This window comes from Bradyrhizobium vignae (assembly GCF_004114425.1).
Taxonomy (GTDB): domain Bacteria; phylum Pseudomonadota; class Alphaproteobacteria; order Rhizobiales; family Xanthobacteraceae; genus Bradyrhizobium; species Bradyrhizobium vignae.
Genome location: NZ_RDQF01000080.1, coordinates 1 through 23,876, shown reverse-complemented (window position 1 = coordinate 23,876; position 23,876 = coordinate 1). Strand labels below are relative to the sequence as shown.

Here is a 23,876-nt window from a genome sequence, read left to right as displayed (position 1 = left end):
ATTCCGCGCTGGTCGCGCTCGAAGGCGTCGACGATCTCGTCGTGGTCGCGACCGCGGACGCGGTTCTGGTCTCGCGCCAGAAGGATGCCAACGGACTGAAGCGTCTGGTGACGAAGCTGAAGGCGGTTGCGCCGAAGGTGACCGAGGAGCATCTGAAGGTGCACCGGCCCTGGGGCAGCTATCAGTCCGTCGACAATGGCGAGCGCCACCAGGTCAAGCGCATCGTGGTGAAGCCGGGCGGACGGCTGTCGCTGCAGAAGCATCACCATCGCGCCGAGCATTGGATCGTGGTGCGCGGCACGGCCCAGGTCACCGTCGACGAAACCGTCAAGACGGTGCATGAGAACGAGTCGATCTACATCCCGATGGGCGCGGTCCACCGGATGGAGAATCCCGGCAAGATCCAGCTGGAACTGATCGAGGTCCAGACCGGCTCTTATCTCGGGGAAGACGACATCATCCGGATTGAAGACGACTATCAAAGGTCGTAACCAGCAAACTCCGAATCACGCGACCCGGGCCGAGAAGCGGTATCTTTTTCGGCTTAAGGCCCGGGGAACGTGTAACTTTTTGAATCAAATCGTGTCCCGGCCCGCGGGGGCGGCATTCGCCACAAATGTGGCGTCCGTGCTAGAAGCGGCCCGGGGATTTGGGTTGAATCGGGGTTTGCTCAGATGAGTTCCAAAGGGTCTGCACCGGTAAAGGCCGGCTTGCGCGTCGGCGTCATTGGTGCCGGTGTGATGGGCAGCAACCATGCGCGCGTGCTCAGCGGTCTTCCCGGCGTCAGCCTCGTCGGCGTCGTCGATCCCTCGCCGGCGCATCGCGCGCGGGCCACGGAACTTGCCAATTGCGCAAGCTTCGAGACGCTCGACCAGCTCTTCGCCGAGGGCGTCGATGCCGTCACCGTCGCGGCGCCGACCCATTTACATCACGAGGTCGCGCTCGCCTGCATCGCCAAGAACATCCACGTGCTGGTCGAGAAGCCGATCGCGTCGACGGTGGAGGAGGGGCGCGAGATCGTCGCCGCCGCGCAAAAAGCCGGCGTGACGCTGATGATCGGCCATGTCGAGCGTTTCAACCCGGCGGTCGCCGCCGTCAAGCAGGCGATCGCAGGCGAGGACATTCTCTCCATCGCGATCACCCGCGTCGGCCCGTTCCCGCCGCGGATGTCCAATGTCGGCGTCGTCATCGACCTTGCCGTGCACGACATCGACCTGATCCGCTGGTTCACCGAATCCGACATCGTCGAGGTGCAGCCGCAATTGTCGAGCGCGGTCGCCGAGCGCGAGGACATCGCGCTGTTGCAGTTCCGCACCGAGAGCGGCGTGCTTGCCCACATCAACACCAACTGGCTGACACCGTTCAAGGCGCGCAGCGTCACGGTCGCCACGCGCGACAAATACGTGATGGGCGATCTGCTCACGCGCCAGGTCACCGAGTGCTTCGGCTTCAAGCCGGATGGCAGCTACTCGATGCGGCACCTGCCGGTCGGCCATGATGAGCCGCTCCGCGCCGAGCTGCTCGCGTTCTTGAAGGCGGTGCGTAACGGCGAGACGCCGGCAGTGACCGGCGACGAAGGCGTCGCCAGCCTCGAGATCGCGACGCAGTGCCTGGAAACACCGTCGCGCCCCGCCGCCGCGGCGCCCGCCCGCAAGGCTCCGCGCCGCGTTGCCGGCTGATCTCTCTTCTCCATGTCGACCACTCAAGAAGGCGTCATGAACCAGCATCTGCGTTCCGAACCCATTCCCTTCATCGACGTCGCCTCGCAGCGTCGCCGGCTCGGCGCCTCGCTCGATGCCGCCGTCAAGCGGGTGATGGACCACTGCCAGTTCGTCAATGGTCCCGAGGTTTTCGAGCTCGAGAAGCAGCTCGCGGCCTACTCAGGCGCCAAGCATGTCATCGGCTGCGCCAGCGGTACCGACGCGATCCTGATGGTGATGATGGCCAAGAATGTCGGACCCGGCGATGCCGTGCTGTGTCCGTCCTTCACCTTCATCGCGACCGCCTCGCCGGTGGCGCGGACCGGCGCGACACCTGTCTATGTCGATGTCGACGAAGCCACATTCAACATGAGCCCGGAGTCGCTCAAGCGCGGCATCGCGACCGCCCGGAAAGCCGGCCTCAAGCCGGTTGCGGTGATTCCGGTCGACCTGTTCGGCCAGCCCGCCGATCACGACGCCATTGCCGAGATCGCCAGCGCCGAAGGCCTGTTCGTGCTCGACGACGCCGCGCAAGGCTTTGGCGCGAGCTACAAGGGCCGCAAGCTCGGCAAGCTCGGACACGCCACGGCGACCAGCTTCTTCCCGGCCAAGCCGCTCGGCTGCTTCGGCGACGGCGGCGCGATCTTCACCGATGACGACGAGCTCGCGGCCACGCTGCGCAGCATCCGCGTGCACGGGCAGGGCGTCGACAAATACGACAACGTCCGCCTTGGCCTGACCGGCCGGCTCGACACCATGCAGGCCGCTGTCCTGATCGAGAAGCTGAAGATCTTCGACGACGAGATCGCCGCCCGAAACCGGGTTGCGGAACGCTATGCGCGCGGCCTGTCCAACGTTGTCACCGTGCCGCGCCTTGCGCCCGGCAACACCTCGGTCTGGGCGCAGTACACGATCCGCCTGCCCAAAGGCACCGACCGCGACGGCTTTGCCGCCGCGCTGAAGACCCAGGGCGTGCCGACCGCGATCTACTACGGCAAGTCGATGCATCAGCAGACCGCCTACAAGCACTACCCGGTCGCCGAGGGGGGCCTGCCTGCTTGTGAGAGCCTGTCGCAGGACGTCATCAGCCTGCCGATGCACGCCTATTTGACCGAAGCCGACCAGGAGCGAATCATCGCCGCCGTCGGCGGCGCGCTCGCGGGCTGATTTCTTCACCTCTCCCTACGGGAGAGGTGATCAGCCTCAACAGCCGTCTTTTTTGATCACATCGGACTTCAAAGCCTTATCGGCTGCCCGATAAGCCTCTAGAAGAGTCCGCATGCTCGGACGCATCTTCACGGTCGGTGGTTACACGTTGCTCTCGCGGCTGACGGGATTTGCCCGCGACATCATGCTCGCGGCGATCCTCGGCGCCGGTCCGGTGGCCGACGCCTTCTTCGTGGCGATGCGGCTGCCCAATCATTTCCGCGCGATCTTCGCCGAGGGCGCCTTCAACGCCGCCTGGGTGCCGGCCTATGCCCATGTCCATGGCGAGAGGGGCGAGGCGGCGGCACACTTGTTCGCCGACCGCATCTTCACGCTGCTCTTGGCCTCGCAGGTGGTGCTGCTGATTCTCGCCTGGCTGTTCATGCCGCAGGCCATGAGCATTTTGGCGCCCGGCTTCAGTGAGGATGCCGAGCAGCGTAAGCTCGCGATCGAGCTGACCCGGATCACCTTTCCCTATCTCCTGTTGATCACGTTGGTCACGCTCTATGGCGGCATGCTCAACGTGATGCAGCGCTTTGCCAGCGCCGCGGCGGCCTCGATCTTCCTCAATGTCGCGATGATGATGACGCTGGCGGTTGCCGTCTGGTTTCCAACCGCGGGCCATGCCGCCGCATGGGGAGTCCTGATCTCCGGCTTCCTGCAATATTTCCTGCTCGCCGGCGATCTCGCGCGGCATGGCGGCCTGCCGCGCTTTGCGCCCTTGAAACTCGACGAAGACGTGCGCGGCTTTTTCAAAGCGCTGGGACCTGCGACGCTGGGCTCGATGGGCACGCAGGTCGCGCTGTTCGCCGACACCATCATCGCGACCTTCCTGCCCGCCGGCGCGCTGTCGGCGCTCTATTATGCCGACCGACTCAATCAGCTGCCGATCGGTGTCATCGGCATCGCCATCGGTACGGTGCTGCTGCCGGAAATGTCGCGGCGCATCACGGCCAACGACCATGATGGCGCGATGAAGGCGCAGCGCCGCGCTTTCGATTTCACGTTGCTGTTCTCGGTGCCGTTCGTCGCGGCCTTCATCACCGTGCCCGACGCGATCATGCGCGCGCTGTTCGCCCGCGGCGCGTTCTCCAAGGCCGATGCCGCGGCCGCCGGCGCCACGCTCGCGGCCTATGCCATCGGCCTGATCCCCTTCGTGCTGATCCGCAGTGCGGTCGCGACCTTCTATGCCCGCAAGGACACCGCAACGCCGGTCCGCGCCTCGCTTACGGGCATTGCCGTCAACGTCGCGCTGAAGGTCGCCTTGATGGGATCGCTGGCCCAGATCGGCCTCGCGCTGGCAACCGCCGTCGGCGTCTGGACCAATCTCTTGCTGGTGCTGTTCTTCGCCGTGCGGCGCGGCTTTCTCGTTCTGGACCGCGCCTGTCTGATGTCGCTCGGCAAATTCCTGCTGACCGGAATCATTCTCGCCGCCGCGTTCTGGCTGATCGCACGCTTCAGCGGTTCTTGGCTGGGCACGATGCCCTTCCGGGACGAAGTGACGCTGCTCCTGCTCGCCGTCGGCGGCACGATCGTCTATGCGCTCGCGATGCTCGCTCTGTTCGGCCGCAGCTGGCTGGTCTCGCTGGTGCGCGGCTAAAGCATGATCCGCAAAAGTGCGAAGCGGTTTTCCGGAAAGATCTTGCGTAAACAACAAGCTAAAGCGCGATGACGATTCATCCAAATCTCATCGCGCTTTAGGCGAGCAGGGTGCTCGCCTCCAGGATGCAGTCGACCTCCGCACATCTCTTGATTTTGTGCGATTGTCGTGCTAACAGCGCCCCATGACTAAATGCTCGCGCAAAATCAACTTCAACCACATGACCCGCTTCGGCTGGGCCGTGGAAGGAGTCGTGCGCTAGGAATTCGACGACGACATCTTTTCCACCAGGCCCCGCCGGCATCGGACGGGGCCTTTTTCGTGGCCACGCTCCTTGCCGGCTCAACAGCAGGAGCATCCGATGCCACCACAATTGACGAACAGCGCAAGCGAGCCGGAGGTCGATGCCGCGCGGCTTCGCCTCGACTTCTCCATCGTCTTGAGCCTGCTCGATCGATACTGGCGCGCCTTTCAGGAGCGGCGCCAGAGCCCACGAGTCAACTTGCACGATCTGAGTGACAGGGCGCTGATGGATCTCGGCTTGACGCGAGCCGAGATCGACTACTTCACGTCTGCAAGGGCTCTCGACAGGCTGAGAGATCGCGCGATGGATCCGTGGGGACGCGGTGGCATGTAACTTGTCAAGAGGCGCGGTGGGCTGCGTCTTCGTTGCTGATCCTTCGAGAGGCCCGCTTTTGGCGGGCTCCTCAAGTATGGGGGTCCTGCTTCGCGGTGCAATCTAGACGCCATGGTGACTGGCGCGCGGTGCTTTCCCGGCCTGCCACCAGTGTGCCCGCCTAAACCCGTTTGCCTTGCCACTTTTTCCACGGCAATATGGCTCGCAAAACAACCATGAGAACGGGAAAAGACAATGGCGGCTCCCATCAAGTTCGGCGTTGGCCAAAGCGTGCTGCGCAAGGAGGATGACGCGCTCATCCGCGGCAAGGGCCGCTATACCGACGATTACGCGCCGCAGGCCGCGCTGCGCTGCCTGGTGCTGCGCTCGCCGCATGCGCATGCCAAATACACGATCGACGTGAGCCGCGCCCGCGGCCTGCCCGGCGTCGCGCTGATCCTGACTGCCGACGACGTCAAGGACCTCGGCAATCTGCCCTGCCTGTTCAATCTCGAGACCGATCCGTTCACCGGCCCGCCTTACCCGATCCTCGCCAAGGACGAGGTGCGCCACGTCGGCGATGCCATCGCCTTCGTGGTCGCCGAGACCATCGACCAGGCCCGGGATGCGATCGAGGCGATCGAGGTCAAATGGAGCCCGCTGCCGGCGGTGACCGGCGTCGTCAACGCCGTGAAGAAGGGCGCGCCGCAGGTCTGGCCGGACAAGCCAGGCAACGTGCTGTTCGACGTCTCGATCGGTGATAAGGCGGCGACGGAAGCTGCCTTTGCCAAGGCACATGCGGTCGCCGAAATCTCGATCGTCAATCCGCGCGTGGTCGCGAGCTTCATGGAGACGCGCGCGGCGGTGTGCGAATACGACGCCAAGCGCGACCATCTGACGCTGACGGTCGGCAGCCAGGGCAGCCATCGCCTGCGCGACATCCTGTGCCAGAACGTGCTCAACATCCCCACCGACAAGATGCGGGTGATCTGCCCCGACGTCGGCGGCGGCTTCGGCACGAAGCTGTTTCCCTACCGGGAATACGCTTTGATGGCGGTGGCCGCGCGAAAACTGAAGAAGGCGGTGAAATGGGCGGCCGATCGCTCCGAGCATTTCATGGGCGATGCGCAGGGCCGCGACAACGTCACCACCGCAAAGATGGCGCTGGCCGAGGACGGTAAATTCCTCGCGATGGATTGCGACCTGATGGGCGACATGGGCGCGTATCTCTCGACCTTCGGGCCTTACATCCCGCATGGCGGCGCCGGCATGCTGCCGGGCCTCTACGACATCCAGGCCTTCCATTGCCGAGTGCGCACCATCTTCACCCACAGCGTTCCGGTGGACGCCTATCGTGGCGCCGGGCGGCCCGAGGCGGCCTATGTGATCGAGCGTCTCGTCGATGCCTGCGCGCGAAAACTCGATATGACGCCGGACGCCATCCGTCGCAAGAATTTCATCCCGCCCAAGGCGCTGCCGTACAAAACGGCCACGGGCAAGGTCTATGATTCCGGCGACTTCGCCGCGCATCTGAAGCGCGCGATGGAGATCGCCGAGTGGAAGGAGTTTCCCAAGCGTGCCAAGGCGGCCAAGAAGCAGGGGCTGATCCGCGGCATTGGGCTCGCAAGCTATGTCGAGATCTGCGGCGTGATGGGTGAGGAGACGGCCAATGTCCGCCTCGATCCCAATGGCGATGTCACCGTCCTGATCGGCACGCAATCGAGCGGTCAGGGCCATCAGACCGCCTATGCGCAGATCGTCGCGGAGCAGTTCGGTCTGCCGCCGGAGCGCGTGCATATCCACCAGGGTGACACCAATGAGATCGCGACGGGCCTCGGCACCGGTGGCTCGGCCTCGATTCCCACCGGTGGCGTCTGCGTGGAGCGCGCTGCGGGCGATCTCGGCAAGAAGCTGAAGGAGCTTGCAGCGCAGGCGCTGGAAGCGAGCGCCGGCGACCTCGAGATCACCGACGGCGTGATCCGGATCGCCGGCACCGACCGCTCGATCTCCTTCGCCGATCTCGCCAAGCGGCCCGGCGCCGATCCGGCGAAGCTGAACGGCAGCGCGACCTTCGCCAGCGCCGACGGCACCTATCCCAACGGCACACATCTGGCGGAGGTCGAGATCGATCCGGCCACCGGCATCATCAGAATCGTCAACTACGTGATCGTCGACGATTTCGGCAAGACGCTCAATCCGCTGCTGCTGGCGGGGCAGGTGCATGGCGGCGCCATGCAGGGCATCGGCCAGGCGCTGATGGAGCAGGTGGTGTATGGCGCCGCCGACGGCCAGCTCATCACCGCCACCTACATGGACTACGCGCTGCCGCGCGCGGCGGACGGGCCGGCCTTCGTGTTCGAGACCCACAACGTCCCCTGCAAGACCAATCCGATGGGCGTGAAGGGGGCCGGCGAGGCCGGCGCGATCGGCTCCTGTCCAGCCGTCGTCAACGCCATCGTCGACGCGCTCTGGCGCGAATACAAGATCGACCATATCGACATGCCGGCAACGCCGGAGCGGGTGTGGATCGCGATCAACGAGCATCACCGCCGCCATAGCCTGTGATTCCCCCAAGCAAACGCGGAACGCGTTTTGCGGGGCAGACGCAGAACGCGTTTGCGGGGACATCATCCTCAACAATCATGCAGAGCGCGACGATCTGTCGTCGCGTCCTGGATGGAATGAAATCTGCCAAGCGGTGTTGGCCCATCGAAGGGTCGGCACGATCCTTCATCATGAAAAGGGGTTTTGCGAATGAAGCGAGTGTTGGTTGTCGGGGGCGCGCTGCTGCTCGGTATGGGGGCGGTTTGGGCGGACCCGGATTCCATCAAGGAGGTCCAGACCCTGATGAAGGGCAATGGCAAGAACGCCGGCGCGATGTCGGCGATGGTCAAGGGCGAGAAGCCCTACGACCAGGCGACGGTGAACAGCGCGCTGGCGCAGTTCGAGGATACCGCCAGGAAGCTGCCGAACCTGTTTCCGACCAGCGCCAAGGGCGTGAAGCTCGACGGTGACTACTCGACCTCGCCGAAGATCTGGGAGGACAAGGCCGGCTTCGATGCGAAGATCGCGAGCTTCGGCAAGATCGTCGGCGAAGCCAAGAGCAAGATCAAGGATCTCGACTCGCTCAAAGCGAATCTGCCCGCGATCGGCAAGGAATGCGGCGGCTGCCACGAAACCTATCGCGTGAAGAACGGCTGACGGCGAGACTCGTCGTCATCCGAACTACCGGAATCGAAGGGCGGTTGCGCAAGCAACCGCCTTTTTCCGTTCGCAAGGTCTGACGGATCGCGGTCCGAACAGCTATCTTTGAGTCAATGGCCGCGGCGTTGGTGCGAGTCGGCGCATCTCTTCCCGACTGCCTCATGAGATCAGGAGGTTCCAACCGCGGCGAGCACCTGCATCAAGACAGCGAGACAGGCCATGGCAAAACCCTTCCCGTCCAAGACCCATATCGGCAACCATATGCTGCATCCGGAAACGCTGATGCTGACCTATGGCTATGATCCACAATTGTCGGAAGGCGCCATCAAGCCGCCGGTGTTCCTGACCTCCACCTTCGTGTTCAGGACGGCCGAGGACGGGCAGGACTTCTTCGATTACGTCGCCGGCCGGCGCGAGCCGCCGGAAGGCATGGGCGCAGGCCTCGTCTATTCGCGCTTCAATCATCCCAACAGTGAAATCGTCGAGGACAGGCTGGCGATCTACGAGCGCACCGAAAGTTGTGCGCTGTTCTCATCCGGCATGGCGGCCATCGCAACCACGATCCTGGCCTTTGTTCGCCCCGGCGACGTCATTCTGCATTCCCAGCCGCTCTATGGCGGGACGGAAACCCTGCTGACGAACACGCTTGCGCGTCTGTCGATCGGCGCTGTCGGCTTTGCCGACGGTATCGACGAGACGGCAGTCAAGCAGGCGTCGGAGCAGGCCATGGGCAAGGGACGGGTTTCGATGATCCTGATCGAGACGCCCGCCAATCCGACCAACGGCCTGGTCGACATCGCGATGATCCGCCGTGTTGCCGACGCGATCGGAAAGGCGCAGGGACACACACCGATCATCGCCTGCGACAACACGCTGCTCGGACCGGTGTTTCAGCGGCCGATCGAGCACGGTGCGGACCTCTCGCTGTATTCGCTGACCAAATATGTCGGCGGTCATTCCGATCTGATCGCGGGGGCCGCGCTCGGCTCGAAGGCTGTCATGAAGGGCATCAAGGCGCTGCGGGGCGCGATCGGCACTCAGCTCGATCCGCATTCCTGCTGGATGATCAACCGTTCGCTCGAGACGCTGAGCCTGCGCATGGAGAAGGCCAACGATAATGCGCGCCTCGTGGCGGACTTCTTGCGCGGTCATCCCAAGGTCGCCAAGGTCCACTATCTCGGTCATCTCGAGGAAGCGTCACCGGCCGGGCGCGCGTTTGCGAGGCAGTGTTTCGGTGCCGGATCCACGTTCTCGTTCGACATCGCCGGCGGCAAGGAGGCGGCGGTCAGATTCCTCAACGCGCTGCAGATCCTCAAGCTTGCAGTGAGCCTCGGCGGAACGGAATCGCTCGCGAGCCTGCCCGCAACAATGACCCATTCCGGCGTTCCAGCCGACATCCGCCGCAAAATCGGCGTCCTCGATTCCACGATCCGGCTGTCGATCGGCATCGAGAACCCGTCGGACCTGATCGCCGATCTCATGCAGGCGCTGAACGCGGCTTGAGCGCCTCCGGAATCGAAAAGGCCGGGCGCGCCCTCCGTCGCACCCGGCCTTTCCATGACGAAGCAGCCTTGACGCTTACTTCGTCACCTGACCGCGGATCTCGCCGCCCGGGTTCGCCGCGGTGTGGATGTTGATGTAGTACTTGCCGCCGAGCAGATCGGCGGCCTGCGCGTCCGTGAGCGTCGCTTCGCCCTTGACCGGGCTCGAGGCGGCATTCGGGATGGCAACCGCCACGCCGGCGTTCTTGCCGGCTTCGGCAGGCCCATGGAAGTGCGCCGCGGTGGCGGGGCCGGAGAGGCCGGAATAGGTGACGGTCCAAGACAGCTTCTTGCTGGCGGCATCATAGTTCAGATCGGCCGTTCCGGTGCCGCTGGTGGTCGTTGCGGGCACCTCGGACTTGCCGTCGAGCGTTGCTTTCAGCTTTTCGGCATAGGCCGGCCCGGCAAAAGCGACGGCACCGAGCGCGAACACGGCGATGACGGTCTTGTTCATGGCATTCTCCCTGTTGAACCCGTTCGGGCTGGCAAACTTCCAACAGCCGGCATTTCAGTTTATTCCCGTCTCCGGCCAAGGCGGGCTAAATTCTTCGTGGCTGGAGCCGTGACGAGATCGGTCATAAGTTCGCCGCAACGAGTGAATGGTGCGCATGTTGCAACGAACAATTCTGCTGGCGCTGCTCGCCACGATGGCTGCTTCCGGCATCTATTGGTGGCTCAGCGCGCCGGGGGTGGCGGCGGTGGGCAATTCACCGGCCCATGTGCCCGATCTCGCCAACGGGGAGGTGATGTTCAACGCCGGCGGTTGCGCGTCCTGCCATGCCGTTCCCAACCAGCCCGATCGTCTCAGGCTCGGAGGTGGCGTCGCGATCAAATCGCCGTTCGGAACGTTCTACGCGCCGAACATCTCGCCTGATCCGAACGATGGTATCGGCAAATGGACCGACGCCGATTTCGTCAATGCGGTGATGCACGGGGTCTCGCCGGCCGGACAGCATTACTTTCCGGCGTTTCCCTATACCTCCTATCAGCACGCCAGGCGCGAGGACGTGCTCGATCTCTTTGCTTATCTGAAAACGCTGCCGGCTGTTGCGGGCAAGGTGCGTGACCACGACGTCGGTCTTCCCTTCAACATCCGGCGCAATATCGGGATCTGGAAATTCCTGTTTCTGGACGAAAAGCCTTTCATTGCCGATGGCAGCAAGTCGCGGGAATGGAAGCGCGGCGCCTATCTCGTCAACAGCTTTGGCCATTGTGCCGAATGCCACAGCCCGCGCAATGTGCTGGGCGGCATCATCGCCGGCCAACAATTTGCCGGCGGTCCCAATCCGGAAGGCGAGGGCTGGGTCCCGAACATCACCCAGAAGCACCTTGGCGAGTGGAGTGCGAAGGATCTCGCCTATTTCCTCAAGACGGGTGAATTGCCCGATGGCGACAGTGTCGGCGGCGCGATGACGCGCGTGATCAAGAACACCTCGCAATTATCTGACGGAGATCTCGCGGCGATGGCGGAGTACCTCAAATCGCTGCCGCCGGTGGATGGGCCGACGCCACCGAAACGCAAGCAGGGCAGCTAAGGTACGAACGTCGTCGCGGCGGTCCGTGTTCACCTCTCCCCGACGGGGAGAGGTCGGATTGCGCAGCAATCCGGGTGAGCGGCTGTAGCGCCCACTGAGACCTGGAGCCCTCACCCGGATCGCATCTTCGATGCGCTCCGACCTCTCCCGTCGGGCGAAATGAACCACGCGCCGCTTTGCTGCGGAGCGGCGTGGCCGACAAGCAAGCGCTGCAGAAGACTAAAGCGCGATGAGATTTGGATGAATCGTCATCGCGCTTTAGCTTGTTGTTTACGCATGATCTTTCCGGAAAACCGCTTCGCACTTTTCCGGATCATGCTTTAGCCCGTGCCGAACGCCTTGAAGGTGATGATGGTGAGGGTGTCCTGGATGCCCGGCAGCACCTGCACCTTCTCATTCACGAAATGGCCGATATCGGTGTCCTTGTCGACGTAGAACTTCACCAGGAGGTCGTATTGGCCGGCCGTGGAGTAGATCTCGGAGGCGATCTCGGCTTCGGCAAGCGCATTGGCCACCGTATAGGACTGGCCGAGCTTGCATTTGATCTGAACGAAGAAAGGAACCATCGCGGGCACTCCGAAAGCGTATCTGGCGGCTAATAGGCCAAAACCAGCCGGATTTAGCAAGCAAACTTGCGGGCGTCCGGGGTGCATTCGGCTGCGGCGCTGAAGCGCGAAGCGACCGAGCCAGCTCGTCATCGCGCTTCCGGTGTTGTTTGAGCATGATCTTTTCGGAGAACCGCTGCGAACTTTGCGCTAACGCGGCCCTCCGGGTCCAGATCAGGCTTTAGGACGTGACCACTGCTGCTGCCAACGCATCCCTGAGCCGCTCGGCGAGCTCGGCCTTGCGATAGGGCTTGGTCAGCACGATTGCTTGCGCCTGCGCGCGGCCCTGCTCGACCAGGGTCTCCAGCGCGTAGCCCGAGGTGAACAGGACCGGCAGACCGGGACGAACGCGCCTCGCCTGATCGGCGAGCTCCCAGCCGCTCATGCCGCCGGGCATCACGACATCGGTGAACAGCAAGTCGATGCTGGGATCGCTCCGCAGCTGCTGCAAGGCATCCTTGCCCTTGACCGCGGCAATGACGCGATATCCGAGCGCCTCCACCCTGCGAATGACGGAGGAGCGGACGAACGGATCGTCCTCGACGATCAGGATCGTCTCGTAGCCTCGCGGCGCCGCGGCCTCGCTGTCGGGAAGATCGGGCTGTGATTGTCCGGCGTTGGCGCGCGGCAGGTAGATCCTGACCGTGGTGCCAAGGCCCGCCTCGCTGTAGATCGCGACGTGGCCGCCCGATTGCTTTGCAAAGCCATAGACCATGCTGAGGCCGAGACCGGAGCCCTTGCCGACCTCTTTGGTGGTGAAGAACGGCTCGAAGACGCGTGCGGTGACATCAGCCGTCATGCCTTCGCCGTCGTCGGTGACCGAGATCAACGCGTAGGCACCGGGTGCGACTTCAGGGTGAAGGGCTCGATAGTCGTCGTCGATCGCAGCCAACTCCGTGCTCAGCGTCAGATGTCCTCCCGATGGCATGGCATCCTGCGCGTTGAGCGCGAGGTTCAGCACGGCGGATTCGAGCTGGGCGCGGTCGGCAAAGGCCAGGATCGTGCCGGGCCCGGAGGTCGTCCTGATCTCGATGTCCTCGCGCAAGGTGCGCTTGAGCAGCTTGAACATGGAGTCGAGCAGGCTCCGGCAATCGATCGTCTGAGGTTGGAGCAGCTGGCGGCGGCTGAAGGCGAGCAGTCGCTGCGTCAGCTCGGCTCCCCGTTCGCCCGACTGGCAGATGTCGTCGGCAAAGCGCCTGAGATCGGGCCTCTCCTTGAGCTGCTCGCTCAGGTGCTCGGCATTGCCGATGATGACGGTCAGGAGGTTGTTGAAGTCGTGCGCGATGCCGCCGGAGAGCTGGCCGACCGTCTCCATCTTCTGCGCCTGCTGAAGCTGCTGCTCGGTCAGCTTGCGCGCGGTCAGGTCGTGGACGATGCCGACGAAGATCAACTCGCCGTCCTGTCGCGCCTGGCCCACCGACAGGTCCACCGGAAAGGTCGAGCCGTCCTTGCGCAGGCCGATGGCCTCGCCGCCGGTCGCGAAATGCCTCGCCTGGCCGGCGGGTGCCGCATCAGCGTCGGGCATCAGCATGCCGACGTTGCGGTTCATCACCTCGTCGGCACGGTAGCCGAACATGCGCTCGCAGGCCGGATTGAACAGCAGGATGCGGTCCTGCGCATCGAACAGGAAGACGCCGTCGACCGCGGTCTCGACGATCGCGGTCAGGCGCGCAACGCTCTCGCGCATCGCGCGCTGGGCGTCCCGGACCTGTTGCAGCAGCAGCGTGGCGTCCCGGCTCTTGATTTCCTCCTCCTCGAGCGCGGCCTGGACCTGCCGCAGCTCGAATGGCGAGGGGATCGTCAGGATCTTCGGCAATAGCGGCCAGAGCGCAGCGGCGGTGAGGACCGACGCGACCGCCGTGGCTGCCTTGACGAGGCCCTCGATGACGTAGACCGGAACCCAGAGCGTATAGATCGACAGCACATGGGTCAGGCCGCAGGCCATGATGAAGATCGCAAACGCCCAATAGACCCAGCCGAACTTGAGGTCGCGCCGCTTGGTGACGAGGATGGCAAGGGCAAAGGGGATCGAGAAATAAGCGGCGGCGATGCAGGCGTCGGAAACGACGTGAAGCCCGATCAGCTCCGGCTCCCATAACAGGCAGATGCCGTGCGGCGAAAGCATGGACGAGTCGAGGAGACGTTCGAAGAAGGCCCACATCGTTCCACCCCAAGGTTCTGTTCCAGGTGGTTTGCGGGCCGCGGCGGCCTGCAACGTCGGTGTCGCTGGACAGTTCCACCACCTGTGTCTCACGCAACCGGCGAAGCACGCTAAGGTTAGAGACTATACCAAGGGAGCGGCAAGGTTGCATTTTTCAAGCCCGCATGATTGCGGGCTCCTGGCCGCGCCTTGCCCGACTGATTCGCGCGCTGCGCGACGGGTTTGCGAATCGGCAACGCTTGCTGCTGTTCCATGGGCGCGCTAGGAGAGGCCATGGCGGCGTCCTCAAGCAAATGTATCCGGCGATGACGACCCCGGTCGCACTCACCATCGCCGGCTCCGATTCGAGCGGCGGCGCCGGCATCCAGGCGGACCTGAAGACCTTCGCCGCGCTCGGCGTCTACGGCGCCTCCGTGATCACGGCGCTGACGGCGCAGAACACGCGCGGCGTCACCGGCATTCACGCGGTGCCGGCCGAGTTCGTCACCGCACAGATGGACGCGGTGTTCTCCGATCTCGAAGTCGGCGCGGTGAAGATCGGCATGGTGGCCCAGGCCGCCAGCATAGATGCGATCGCGGCCGCGCTGTCGCGCTGGGCGTTCCGGCACGTCGTGCTCGATCCCGTGATGGTGGCAACGTCCGGCGACCGCCTGCTGGCCTCCGAGGCCGTCGACGCCCTGCGCACCAAGCTGATACCGCTGGCCACCGTGATCACGCCGAACCTGCCGGAAGCCGCGGCCCTGCTCGACGAGCCGATGGCCGCAAGCGAGGCCGAGATCGAAAGCCAGGGCCGCCGCCTGCTGTCGCTCGGCTGCCGCGCCGTCCTGGTCAAGGGCGGCCATGGGGAGGGCGCGGAGAGCATCGATTATCTGGTCGGTGCCGACACCACGATCGCGCTCGCCGCGCCGCGCCTCCCCACCAAGAACACCCATGGGACGGGCTGTTCGTTGTCCTCAGCCATCGCCGCGGGGCTGGCCAAGGGCGAGGGCCTGGAAAACGCCGTGCGCAACGCCAAGGCCTGGATCAGCGCCGCGATCGGCGCCGCCGACCGCTTCAGCGTCGGGCACGGCCACGCGCCGATCCATCATTTCCACAAGTTCTACTGACGCTGGGGCCCGCGGAAGCGCGCCCGTTCATCGGTTTAGCGCGGCTCGCGTGGGGCTAGTTCACCCTCCCACTCCGGGGCTCCAGGGGAGGACAGGATTGCTGCCGGCACCGCCTGCGGCGCCATGTCGCCTGATTGTCGCATGCGACTGATATTCGCGGGGCAGGGCGAGGCGAAGTTTGATTCGTATCTGAGGTGCCTCAAGGTTCAATCGGTCATCCCCCTGTCACGGGACATTGTTACAGGCTGGCGCATGGGAAGTTACGATGTGAGTGACGAGAGCCCCGAGCGGCGCTTTCGCACGCTGTTCATCTCCGATGTCCATCTCGGAGCCCGCGGTTCTCAAGCCGATCTTCTGCTCGACTTCCTGCGCTATCATGATGCCGACACCATCTATCTCGTCGGCGACATCGTCGACGGCTGGGCGCTGAAATCGAGCTGGCACTGGCCGCAATCGCACAACGACCTCGTCCAGAAGCTTCTGCGCAAGGCGCGCAAGGGTGCCAAGATCATCTACATTCCCGGCAATCACGACGAGTTCCTGCGCAATTATTACGGCACGCATTTCGGCGGCATCGACGTGGTCGAGAACACCGTCCACACCGGCGTGGACGGCAAGCGTTATCTCGTCATCCACGGCGACATCTTCGATCTCGTGGTGCAGAACGCGCGCTGGCTCGCCCATCTCGGCGACAAGGCCTACGACTTCGCGATCCAGATGAATCGCTTCGTCAACTTCTTCCGGCGCATGTTCGGCGTGCCCTATTGGTCGCTGTCGCAATGGGCCAAGCAGAAGGTCAAGAACGCCGTCAATTATATCGGCGCGTTCGAGCAGGCACTCGCCGCCGAGGCACGGCGCCATGAGGCCGATGGCGTGATCTGCGGCCACATCCACTACGCCGTCATCCGCGACGAGGCCGGCATCCGCTACATGAATTGCGGCGACTGGGTCGAGAGCTGCACGGCCCTCGTCGAACATGATGATGGCCATTTCGAGATCATCACCTGGGCGGATCAGTTGCGGAAGCCGGTGCCGGTGCCACAGGTCGCGGCAAGGGCGGCCTGATGCGCATCCTGGTCGCGACCGACGCCTGGCACCCGCAAGTCAACGGTGTGGTTCGGACGCTGACCAAGCTTGCTGACGCCGCCAAGGCGCTTCGCGTTGAAGGTGTTGGCGTCGAATTCTCGTTCCTGACGCCGCAATCATTCCGCACCTTCGCGATGCCGAGCTATCGCGATTTGCGCCTCGCCATGCCGCGTCCGGCGCGGATCGCGCGGCTGATCGAAGAGGCGCGGCCCGACAGCATCCATATTGCGACCGAGGGGCCGATCGGTCTGATGGTCCGCCGCTATTGCCGCCAGCGCAGGCTGCCGTTCACCACCAGTTTCCACACCCGCTTTCCCGAATATGTCCGCGCCCGCGTGCCGGTGCCGGGTTCGCTGATCTGGCGGGCGCTGCGCCGTTTCCACAGCCCCAGCCGCGCCGTGATGGCGGCGACCCCTGCGCTCGCGCGCGAATTGACCGGGCGCGGTTTCGACAACGTCGTGCTGTGGCCGCGCGGCGTGGACACAAGGCTGTTCCATCCCCGCGTCATTGATCTCTGCCTGCCGGCGCCCGTATTCCTGTCGGTGGGGCGGGTCGCGGTGGAGAAGAATCTCGAGGCGTTCCTGGACCTCGACCTGCCCGGCACCAAGGTGGTCGTCGGCGACGGCCCGGCGCGCGCCTCGCTGGAAGAGGCCTATCCCGATGCGATCTTCCTCGGCGAGAAGCATGGCGAGGAACTGGCGGATATCTATGCGGCCGCCGACGTGTTCGTGTTCCCCAGCAAGACCGACACTTTCGGCCTGGTCCTGCTGGAAGCGCTGGCGAGCGGCCTGCCGGTTGCGGCCTTCCCCGTGAAGGGGCCGCGCGACGTGATCGGCGACGCGCCGGTCGGCGCGCTCGATCATGATCTGCGCAATGCCTGCTTCGCCGCACTCGACATCTCCCGGCAGGACTGCGTCGCGTTTGCCGCCAATTACACCTGGGAAGCCTCGGCGCGGGTCTTCATCGACAGCATCCTGGCGGTCGGCGCGGTGCTGCCCGGCCGGACCGGCGCGGAACAGCCGCGCCAGGTCGCCTAGAGCTATTTCGATCCGATGGATCGAATTGGCTCTAGATTCTTGTTTTGACGCGTTTTCTTCACGCGAACCGGTAGCCACTTCGCTCGAAAACGCTGCGGAGAAAATCCTCTCGCGGAGGTGTCTTGCCCGGGCCTGACCGGCCGCGATAACATTCCGCCATGACCGAACAGGCCCTTCCGGTCGGCCCTGCCGACATCGATGCCGCGGCGCGCGTGATCGCGCCTTACGCCATCCGCACCCCGCTGTTGTCCTTCCCCGTGCTCAACGAGCGCGTTGGCGCAAAGGTGTTCCTGAAGCCGGAGATGCTCCAGCGGACCGGCTCCTTCAAGTTCCGTGGCGCGTTCAACAAGGTGTTCTCGATTCCGCAGGACAAGCGTGCCGGCGGCGTCGTCGCGTTCTCCTCCGGCAACCACGCCCAGGGCGTGGCGGCCGCGGCAAAAATTCTCGATATGCAGGCGACCATCGTGATGCCCGCGGATGCGCCGTTGTCAAAGCGCGAGCGCACCAAATCCTACGGCGCCGAGGTCGTGCTTTACGATCGCGACAAGGACGACCGCGAGGCGATCTCGCGCGGCATCGCCGAGAAACGCGGCGCAACACTTGTTAAACCCTATGACGATCCCTTCGTGATCGCAGGGCAGGGCACCGCCGGCCGCGAGATTGCGGAAGACATGGCAACGCTCGGCCTCAGCCCCGACGTCGTGGTGGCGCCGGCCTCCGGCGGCGGCCTGATCGCGGGCGTCGCCACGGCGGTGAAGGCGCGCTATCCGTCAGCCGAGATCGTGGTGGCCGAGCCCGAGGCATTCGACGATCACGGCATTTCGCTGACCGCCGGCCATCGCGAGCCGCACCCGCCGGCGGGGCGCACAATCTGCGATGCGCTGATGGCCCTGATGCCGGGCGAGATGACCTTTGCGATCAACAGCAAGCTCCTGGCGCGCGGCGTCACGGCTTCGGACAAGGAAGTCGGCGCGGCCGTGGCGTTCGCCTATCGCGAGCTGAAGCTGGTGGTGGAGCCCGGCGGCGCCGTCGGCCTCGCCGCGCTACTCGCGGGCCGGCTCGATGTCTCTGGGAAGAACGTCGTCATCGTGCTCTCCGGCGGCAATGTCGATGCGGATCTGTTCGCCGAGCTGGTGGCCTGATTTCTGACTGAACGGAGCGAGGGAGCTCGGTCCACCTCTCCCCGACGGGGAGAAGTCGGATTGCTATGGCGCGCAATTGCGCGCCTGAGCAATCCGGGTGAGGGGCCGCGGCATCCAGTGAGACCAGATCCCCTCATCCGGATCGCATCTGTCGATGCGATCCGACCTCTCCGTACGGGAGAGGTGGGCAGCTAAAGCATGATCCGGAAAAGTGCGAAGCGGTTTTCCGGAAAGATCATGCGTAAACAACAAGCTAAAGCGCGATGACGATTCATCCAAATCTCATCGCGCTTTAGCCCTTGGCGACCAGACCTGATGTCTACTCCCCACGTTAAGAAGGGGCAGAGCGTCGCCGCTCTGCCCCCTTTCTCATGCGCGCCTTGCGCAATCAGTGCATGAATCCGCCGCGACGGTTGCCGCCGTCATTCATGCTCGGCGCCTGGTTCATCGACTGCCGGAAGTTGTTGCTGCTGTTGGCCATGCGGTTCGGCATCGTGTTGAGCTGCGGACGATTGGTCTGCACGTTGTTCTGCACCTGCACCTTGTTCACCGGCTTCACGATGCCGGTGTTGACGCGGATCGGCTGGTTCTGCGTCTGAACATTGACTGGCTTCACGTCGACCTTCGTGCCGCCTTTGCCGACATTCACGGGCATGCTCACGATCTTGCCCGGGGTGCCGTTGCCGGCGCCCGGCTTGTCGTTGGTCGCGGGCAGGGTCACGATCTTGCCGATGCCGACCTTGCCGTTGGTCGTGTTGGTCGGCGCCGGCAGATTGACGATCTGGCCGCCATTGCCGAGCTTGCCGATGACGTTGCCGTCGACCGGCTTCTGCACGACCGGCAGATTTCCACTGATCTGCGCGCCACCATTGCCCTGCATCAGCGGCATGTATTTGGGCTGGCCGAGATTGCCCATCTTGAAGACCGGGGCAATGTTCTGCGGCGCCAGGAACTTGGTCGGCTGCATCAGGGGGATCTGCTTCGGCTGGGCCTCGAGCTTCAGCGCGACCTGCGCGTAGGGGCTGTTGCCGTAGCTGTCATAGAAGTTCTTATAGCCGAGCGGCGAGTTGGCGAGCACTGCCATGTGCCAGGCCTGCGAGATCAGGAGGTTATTGAGCAGCCAGCGGATGTGGTCGCACAGCGGGTCGTGCGGATACATCCGGATGAACTCCTGATAGTACTCCGGCCGGCCCTCGGACACGACGTAGTCATAGGCCTGGCGGGTCGAGCGGCTCGGCAGGTTGGAGGCCATCTGCACCACGGGTGCATTCACCGGCGCACGGTTGGCCGCAACCGCGGTGTCACCGAAGAAGGTGAAGTCGCTCGTCAGCGACGAGCTCTCCCACGGGATCTGCGCGCCGCTGGTGGCCTGATTGACCTGCAGGCGCACGCGCTTGAACAGCTGCTCGATCGGCACGTTGGGTTCGCGAGCGATGTTCAGGAACGCCTGCGTATAAGGGCTGTGACCATTGGTGCCGTCGAGCGCTTCGGCGCCCGGCGCGGTCGAGTAGCCGACGATCGAGCCGTTCGGCGCATCGACGATGGCAAGGCCGCGGCCGGCGTCGTTGACTTGAGGGAAGGGGTTGTTGCGGCAGGCATCGAGGATGACGATGCGCATGCGGCTCGGGATCGTCTCCAGCGTCGACATCACGTCGACGAGGCGCACCGAATTGTTGACGAGCTCGGTCGGGCTGGAGACCTTCGCATCGACCGGAACGAGATAGTTCTCTCCGGCGAGCTGCACGCCGTGGCCGGCGTAATAGATCATCGCCACCGTGTTCGGACCGCGTGAGGCGACCTTCGCGGAAAAGTCCTGGACCACGCGGATCATGTCGTTCTGGGTCAGATCGGTCGCGGCGACCACTTCGAAGCCGGCGGAGTTCAGGAACTGCGCCATCGATTGCGCATCATCGTCGGGGTTCGCAAGTTGCGTCGCGTTCTGGTAACGCGCATTGCCGATCACCAGCGCCACCCGCTGCTCCGGGCCTTGCAGGGCGGTGGGAGCCGGCTGGGCCGGTGCGACTTGCGCGGACACGGGCCCGCAGGCGAAACCGAACAGGCTTCCCAGGAGACCCGCAGTCATCAGGAAAGGCTTTAGGCGGAACATGGCGTGCTCCTCTGGCACTCATCTCGATGCGAGATTGGTCGCGAGGAAGCTTGGCCGCGTTCGAGCTTGCGGTCCGTGATCCCTGTCACCATGGTGGCCTTAAGTGATCTGAATCACGCTCGGAACCTGCTATGGTTATCGACTGATTGGGGAGGATAGTCCGTCACATGCTGAAATCGATCGATCCGCTCCTGACGCCCGACTTGCTCTGGCTGCTCGCCTCCATGGGCCACGGCGACGACCTCGTTTTCGTCGACGCCAATCACCCCGCGACCCGCATCGCGCAGGGCACGACGTCGCAGCGCCTGATCCAGCTGCCGGGCATGAACATGGAGACCGCCATCCGCGCCATCATGTCGGTCTATCCGCTCGACGACTTCGATCCGGATCCGGTGCGCGTGATGATGCCGGTGGACGATCCCGATCGCGTGCCCGAGGTGCAGCGCGCGGTGCTGGCGGAGATCGCGCGCGCCGCCGGGCGCGCGGTCACGCCCGGCAAGCTCTCGCGTCCGGATTTCTATCGCGCGGCAGCGGCCGAGTTTGGCGTGGTGCAGGTCGGCGACAGCAGGGGCTATGGCTGCTTCCTGATCAGGAAGGGCGTGATCTGAATCGCGATGAGTGGTGCGAACGGTCATCGCGCTTCAGGCTGTTTGAACATATCTCCGCGCTAGCCCTGTCCCACCAGATGAACCGCCGAGCGCCAGGCGTGCTGCGATAGGGCTTCGAGGTTTCGCACCGCCTCGACACGAAGCAGGGCGGCGTCGGCGGTCAGGGTCCCATTGGCCACCGCACCGAGCGTCGCACTGCGATGGGCGCGCAGCATTTCGGCGAGCTGTGTCGTACAACGCTCGAGCTCGGCGATCGCCTCGTCGGGCGGGGCGGCGCGCGGACCGGCCATGGCGTCGCCGGCACGCGAGGCGGGTACGGAGTGCGGCGATCCGTCGGCGCGGGGCGGCGCCGCCACGCCGCGCGCAATCGCAGCCGCGCTTCGCATGATTTCGGCACATAGCTCTCCGGCGCGGATGTCCTCCGGTCCGCCTGCCACCGAAGCGAAATTGTTTCCTTCACTTGCGAGGTCCGTCAGCCGGGACGCGTGGTCGAGGGCGAGCAGCGTGCTCGTCAGACGCTGTTGCTCGTCGTCGGTCTCAGGCGGTCCAGCTACATCCGACAGGAATATTTGTGCCTGGCGCACGGCATCGGCCGCCTCCTCTACGGATACAGCGTCCTTCCCCAGGCGTATCGATCCAGCGCGGCGGGCAAGTTTCGCCTCGACCGAACTGCACACCGTCAAGAGCACGCGCGCGATCGTGCGCCGTACCGCTTCCACCGCCACGATCGGGGTCCCAAGCGCCGAAGGATCGAGACATCGCGTCAGCGGCGAGCCGCGCTCGGGCAGAATTCGTTCGGCCAGTCGCGTGAACGGGTTGATCAGGGGCAGCAGGACCGCGACGCCGACGACGTTGAAGGCCGTGTGGTAGCCGGCCAGCAGGGTGACGCCGTCGATCGTGTCAGAGGCGCGCAGCAGCATGGGCGTTACTATGGGAAAAGCAACCAAAGCGATGAGTGCGGCAATCAGCTTGAAAAGAACGTAGGCGATGGCCAGCCGCTTCGCGGTCGGGCTCGCGCCGATTGCGGCCAGGGCGGAACTCGTCGCTGTTCCGATGTTCTGGCCGATGATCAGGGCGCAGGCCTGGTCCAACCCGATCGCGCCCGCGAAATAGGCGGACAGGGTCACCGCGATCGCGGCCGTCGACGATTGCATCAGCGCGGTCATGACCAATCCGATCACGACCAGTGCCAGCACGCCGAAGAGGCCCGACCACCATGACACCCCGGGACTGCCGAGGACTGCGGGCAGATCCGCCGGGTGCAATCGTTCAGCCAGCCCGCCCATGCCCTGCTGCAGGGTCGTCAAGCCGAACAGCACAAGTCCGAAGCCGGCGAGCGCGGCGCCGACCCCGGAGATTCGTCCGCTGCCGAGAAGCTTGGTCAGCGCGCCGACGAAGATCATCGGCAGCGCCGCGGCCGTGAGCGAGACGCGGACGCCGATCAGCGCGACCAGCCAGCCGGTCCCGGTGGTGCCGATATTCGCGCCGAAGACGAGGCTCAACCCTTGCTGGAAGGTCAAGAGGCCGGCGCTGACGAGCCCGATCGTCGTCATGGTCGTTGCGCTTGAGGACTGCACCAGCAGTGTGACCAAGGCCCCCCAGAACGAGCCAACCAGCGGCGTCGATGCAGCCTTGCCGAGCACCGTGCGTAGCGCAGAGCCGGCCAGTGTCTTCAGGCCCTCCGTCATCACGGTCATGCCGAGCAGGAAGAGACCTACCCCGCCGAGCGTCGAGATCGCCGTGGACATGTGTGCTCCTTCCGACAGGGCACCACGAATAGCGAAGCAGACAGTACAGCAACGCAGTGCTGACAGGTCGGATCAATTCTAGCACGATGGTCGGGCTTCCCGCGTTTCGGATGGGCGCGATCAGCCGGGGGACGTCATCAGATCGGTCCAGCCGCCCGATCGCCGCGAGCCAACGCATAACGATTCCGCGAAAGCCGGCATGGCTGCGTGTGCGGGATATTGATCGAGGCGGCGAAAAGCCTCGCACTCGAATTTGAGTGGCCTTCTCGCATCCGCCTGTCTATGGTCGATCCATGTCTCGCCTTGTGTGTCTCTTCGTTGCTGTCATCCTGTCGCTGCTGCCCGCCGTCGCGCCCGCTGAGCCCGTGCAAAAGCGTCCCAAGCCGGTCTGGAAGGGCTACGGCTTCCTGCCGGGCTATCGCCAGCCGCTGAGCAACAGCATTCCGCTCTACAAGCAGAAGGACGCGATGCGGCGTCTCGCGCGCAGCGACCGCCGCCATTGGTACATCGACCCGGTTCCCCAGTATTACCGCTGGGATGGCGAGTGGCACTATTTCGGCCGCCCTGGCTTCGGCGGCGGCCGCTACAATGGCGGCAGCTTTGGCCCGTGCTGGACGCGCACGCCGATCGGTGCGGTGTGGAATTGCGGGTGAGTGGCTGATCGCCGTCATCGTGAGTACTCATCCACCACCGTTACCCCGCGCAACGGCGAAGCCGTTCTCGCGGGGATGACGGAATTGACACGCTCGTCATTGCGAGCGTAGCGAAGATTCCATGGGGAGTGGATAGCGACCAGGTCTGAGGCCAGACTGAGGGTTGCTGAATCCATTCAACCTGGAGACGACGATGTTGCTCGATCATCCTTCCGACGGAC

20 protein-coding genes are annotated in these 23,876 nt (G+C 64.4%); 15 read left to right on the top strand and 5 right to left on the bottom strand.

Features of this window, described 5'->3' with window-relative positions; all coding sequences use genetic code 11:
* The 8 genes from EAV90_RS36130 to EAV90_RS36095 all read left to right on the top strand — a co-directional run.
* On the top strand, positions 1-491 hold a 491-nt coding region (locus tag EAV90_RS36130), incomplete at its 5' end, for a cupin domain-containing protein (protein ID WP_129146167.1).
* Positions 492-674: 183 nt separating this feature from the next.
* On the top strand, positions 675-1,679 hold the full coding sequence (locus tag EAV90_RS36125) for a Gfo/Idh/MocA family protein (protein WP_122402364.1): 1,005 nt from the start codon (positions 675-677) through the stop codon (positions 1,677-1,679).
* 36 nt (positions 1,680-1,715) lie between these two features.
* Positions 1,716-2,867 (top strand): DegT/DnrJ/EryC1/StrS family aminotransferase, encoded by a 1,152-nt coding sequence (locus EAV90_RS36120; protein WP_164937254.1) that lies wholly within the window; start codon positions 1,716-1,718, stop codon positions 2,865-2,867.
* Positions 2,868-2,979: 112 nt separating this feature from the next.
* Positions 2,980-4,506: a murein biosynthesis integral membrane protein MurJ gene (gene murJ / locus EAV90_RS36115; RefSeq protein WP_122402366.1), complete on the top strand. Its 1,527-nt coding sequence runs from the start codon at positions 2,980-2,982 to the stop codon at positions 4,504-4,506.
* A gap of 361 nt (positions 4,507-4,867) precedes the next feature.
* The gene (locus tag EAV90_RS36110; protein ID WP_122402367.1) at positions 4,868-5,143 is read left to right on the top strand and encodes a hypothetical protein; all 276 of its coding nucleotides are present in this window, start codon (positions 4,868-4,870) and stop codon (positions 5,141-5,143) included.
* A 234-nt stretch (positions 5,144-5,377) separates the two neighbouring features.
* Positions 5,378-7,687 carry a xanthine dehydrogenase family protein molybdopterin-binding subunit gene (locus EAV90_RS36105; protein ID WP_122402368.1) on the top strand — a complete coding sequence of 770 codons (2,310 nt, stop codon included), beginning with the start codon at positions 5,378-5,380 and terminating at the stop codon, positions 7,685-7,687.
* Between the two features lie 189 nt (positions 7,688-7,876).
* Positions 7,877-8,323 carry a c-type cytochrome gene (locus EAV90_RS36100; RefSeq protein WP_129146165.1) on the top strand — a complete coding sequence of 149 codons (447 nt, stop codon included), beginning with the start codon at positions 7,877-7,879 and terminating at the stop codon, positions 8,321-8,323.
* Between the two features lie 222 nt (positions 8,324-8,545).
* Positions 8,546-9,829, top strand: a complete 1,284-nt coding sequence (locus tag EAV90_RS36095) for a cystathionine gamma-synthase family protein (protein ID WP_129146164.1) — start codon at positions 8,546-8,548, stop codon at positions 9,827-9,829.
* Between the two features lie 75 nt (positions 9,830-9,904).
* Here the strand turns inward: EAV90_RS36095 and EAV90_RS36090 are convergent, their stop codons facing one another.
* The gene (locus tag EAV90_RS36090; RefSeq protein WP_122402371.1) at positions 9,905-10,321 is read right to left on the bottom strand and encodes a CHRD domain-containing protein; all 417 of its coding nucleotides are present in this window, start codon (positions 10,319-10,321) and stop codon (positions 9,905-9,907) included.
* 154 nt (positions 10,322-10,475) lie between these two features.
* Between EAV90_RS36090 and EAV90_RS36085 the strand changes: the two genes are divergently transcribed.
* Positions 10,476-11,402 (top strand): c-type cytochrome, encoded by a 927-nt coding sequence (locus EAV90_RS36085; protein WP_122406558.1) that lies wholly within the window; start codon positions 10,476-10,478, stop codon positions 11,400-11,402.
* 320 nt (positions 11,403-11,722) lie between these two features.
* On the opposite strand, the gene EAV90_RS36080 is transcribed toward EAV90_RS36085, so the two are convergent.
* Both EAV90_RS36080 and EAV90_RS36075 read right to left on the bottom strand, forming a co-directional pair.
* A complete protein-coding gene (locus tag EAV90_RS36080; RefSeq protein WP_018642903.1) occupies positions 11,723-11,968 on the bottom strand; it encodes an Lrp/AsnC ligand binding domain-containing protein in 246 nt (81 codons plus the stop codon).
* A 220-nt stretch (positions 11,969-12,188) separates the two neighbouring features.
* Positions 12,189-14,132, bottom strand: coding sequence for a hybrid sensor histidine kinase/response regulator (locus tag EAV90_RS36075; protein ID WP_245509704.1), 1,944 nt, complete (start codon positions 14,130-14,132; stop codon positions 12,189-12,191).
* A 341-nt stretch (positions 14,133-14,473) separates the two neighbouring features.
* Between EAV90_RS36075 and thiD the strand changes: the two genes are divergently transcribed.
* The 4 genes from thiD to EAV90_RS36055 all read left to right on the top strand — a co-directional run bounded on the left by thiD (position 14,474) and on the right by EAV90_RS36055 (position 18,539).
* Positions 14,474-15,274: a bifunctional hydroxymethylpyrimidine kinase/phosphomethylpyrimidine kinase gene (gene thiD / locus EAV90_RS36070; protein ID WP_122406559.1), complete on the top strand. Its 801-nt coding sequence runs from the start codon at positions 14,474-14,476 to the stop codon at positions 15,272-15,274.
* A 252-nt stretch (positions 15,275-15,526) separates the two neighbouring features.
* A complete protein-coding gene (locus tag EAV90_RS36065) occupies positions 15,527-16,339 on the top strand; it encodes a UDP-2,3-diacylglucosamine diphosphatase (RefSeq protein ID WP_122402372.1) in 813 nt (270 codons plus the stop codon).
* Positions 16,339-17,397: a glycosyltransferase family 4 protein gene (locus EAV90_RS36060; RefSeq protein WP_129146162.1), complete on the top strand. Its 1,059-nt coding sequence runs from the start codon at positions 16,339-16,341 to the stop codon at positions 17,395-17,397. Before EAV90_RS36065 ends, EAV90_RS36060 begins: the two co-directional genes overlap by 1 nt.
* A gap of 158 nt (positions 17,398-17,555) precedes the next feature.
* A complete protein-coding gene (locus EAV90_RS36055) occupies positions 17,556-18,539 on the top strand; it encodes a threonine/serine dehydratase family protein (protein WP_129146161.1) in 984 nt (327 codons plus the stop codon).
* A gap of 388 nt (positions 18,540-18,927) precedes the next feature.
* Here EAV90_RS36055 and EAV90_RS36050 read toward each other — a convergent pair whose 3' ends face one another.
* Positions 18,928-20,646 carry a caspase family protein gene (locus tag EAV90_RS36050; protein ID WP_164937253.1) on the bottom strand — a complete coding sequence of 573 codons (1,719 nt, stop codon included), beginning with the start codon at positions 20,644-20,646 and terminating at the stop codon, positions 18,928-18,930.
* Between the two features lie 167 nt (positions 20,647-20,813).
* On the opposite strand from EAV90_RS36050, the gene EAV90_RS36045 reads away from it, so the two are divergent.
* Positions 20,814-21,254, top strand: a complete 441-nt coding sequence (locus EAV90_RS36045) for an RbsD/FucU family protein (protein ID WP_129146159.1) — start codon at positions 20,814-20,816, stop codon at positions 21,252-21,254.
* A 59-nt stretch (positions 21,255-21,313) separates the two neighbouring features.
* Here EAV90_RS36045 and EAV90_RS36040 read toward each other — a convergent pair whose 3' ends face one another.
* Positions 21,314-23,002, bottom strand: coding sequence for a Na/Pi cotransporter family protein (locus tag EAV90_RS36040; RefSeq protein ID WP_129146158.1), 1,689 nt, complete (start codon positions 23,000-23,002; stop codon positions 21,314-21,316).
* A 293-nt stretch (positions 23,003-23,295) separates the two neighbouring features.
* Between EAV90_RS36040 and EAV90_RS36035 the strand changes: the two genes are divergently transcribed.
* Entirely contained in the window at positions 23,296-23,655 is a 360-nt protein-coding gene (locus EAV90_RS36035; RefSeq protein ID WP_122402378.1) for a hypothetical protein, read from the top strand.
* Positions 23,656-23,876 lie beyond the last annotated feature (221 nt).

Bases quoted from the DNA above. Each gene is read 5' to 3' on its own strand.
- EAV90_RS36125 (WP_122402364.1), top strand. From the start codon at position 675: ATGAGTTCCAAAGGGTCTGCACCGGTAAAGGCCGGCTTGCGCGTCGGC.
- EAV90_RS36120 (WP_164937254.1), top strand. From the start codon at position 1,716: ATGAACCAGCATCTGCGTTCCGAACCCATTCCCTTCATCGACGTCGCC.
- murJ (WP_122402366.1), top strand. From the start codon at position 2,980: ATGCTCGGACGCATCTTCACGGTCGGTGGTTACACGTTGCTCTCGCGG.
- EAV90_RS36110 (WP_122402367.1), top strand. From the start codon at position 4,868: ATGCCACCACAATTGACGAACAGCGCAAGCGAGCCGGAGGTCGATGCC.
- EAV90_RS36105 (WP_122402368.1), top strand. From the start codon at position 5,378: ATGGCGGCTCCCATCAAGTTCGGCGTTGGCCAAAGCGTGCTGCGCAAG.
- EAV90_RS36100 (WP_129146165.1), top strand. From the start codon at position 7,877: ATGAAGCGAGTGTTGGTTGTCGGGGGCGCGCTGCTGCTCGGTATGGGG.
- EAV90_RS36095 (WP_129146164.1), top strand. From the start codon at position 8,546: ATGGCAAAACCCTTCCCGTCCAAGACCCATATCGGCAACCATATGCTG.
- EAV90_RS36090 (WP_122402371.1), bottom strand. From the start codon at position 10,321: ATGAACAAGACCGTCATCGCCGTGTTCGCGCTCGGTGCCGTCGCTTTT.
- EAV90_RS36085 (WP_122406558.1), top strand. From the start codon at position 10,476: ATGTTGCAACGAACAATTCTGCTGGCGCTGCTCGCCACGATGGCTGCT.
- EAV90_RS36080 (WP_018642903.1), bottom strand. From the start codon at position 11,968: ATGGTTCCTTTCTTCGTTCAGATCAAATGCAAGCTCGGCCAGTCCTAT.
- EAV90_RS36075 (WP_245509704.1), bottom strand. From the start codon at position 14,132: ATGCTTTCGCCGCACGGCATCTGCCTGTTATGGGAGCCGGAGCTGATC.
- thiD (WP_122406559.1), top strand. From the start codon at position 14,474: ATGACGACCCCGGTCGCACTCACCATCGCCGGCTCCGATTCGAGCGGC.
- EAV90_RS36065 (WP_122402372.1), top strand. From the start codon at position 15,527: ATGGGAAGTTACGATGTGAGTGACGAGAGCCCCGAGCGGCGCTTTCGC.
- EAV90_RS36060 (WP_129146162.1), top strand. From the start codon at position 16,339: ATGCGCATCCTGGTCGCGACCGACGCCTGGCACCCGCAAGTCAACGGT.
- EAV90_RS36055 (WP_129146161.1), top strand. From the start codon at position 17,556: ATGACCGAACAGGCCCTTCCGGTCGGCCCTGCCGACATCGATGCCGCG.
- EAV90_RS36050 (WP_164937253.1), bottom strand. From the start codon at position 20,646: ATGTTCCGCCTAAAGCCTTTCCTGATGACTGCGGGTCTCCTGGGAAGC.
- EAV90_RS36045 (WP_129146159.1), top strand. From the start codon at position 20,814: ATGCTGAAATCGATCGATCCGCTCCTGACGCCCGACTTGCTCTGGCTG.
- EAV90_RS36040 (WP_129146158.1), bottom strand. From the start codon at position 23,002: ATGTCCACGGCGATCTCGACGCTCGGCGGGGTAGGTCTCTTCCTGCTC.
- EAV90_RS36035 (WP_122402378.1), top strand. From the start codon at position 23,296: ATGTCTCGCCTTGTGTGTCTCTTCGTTGCTGTCATCCTGTCGCTGCTG.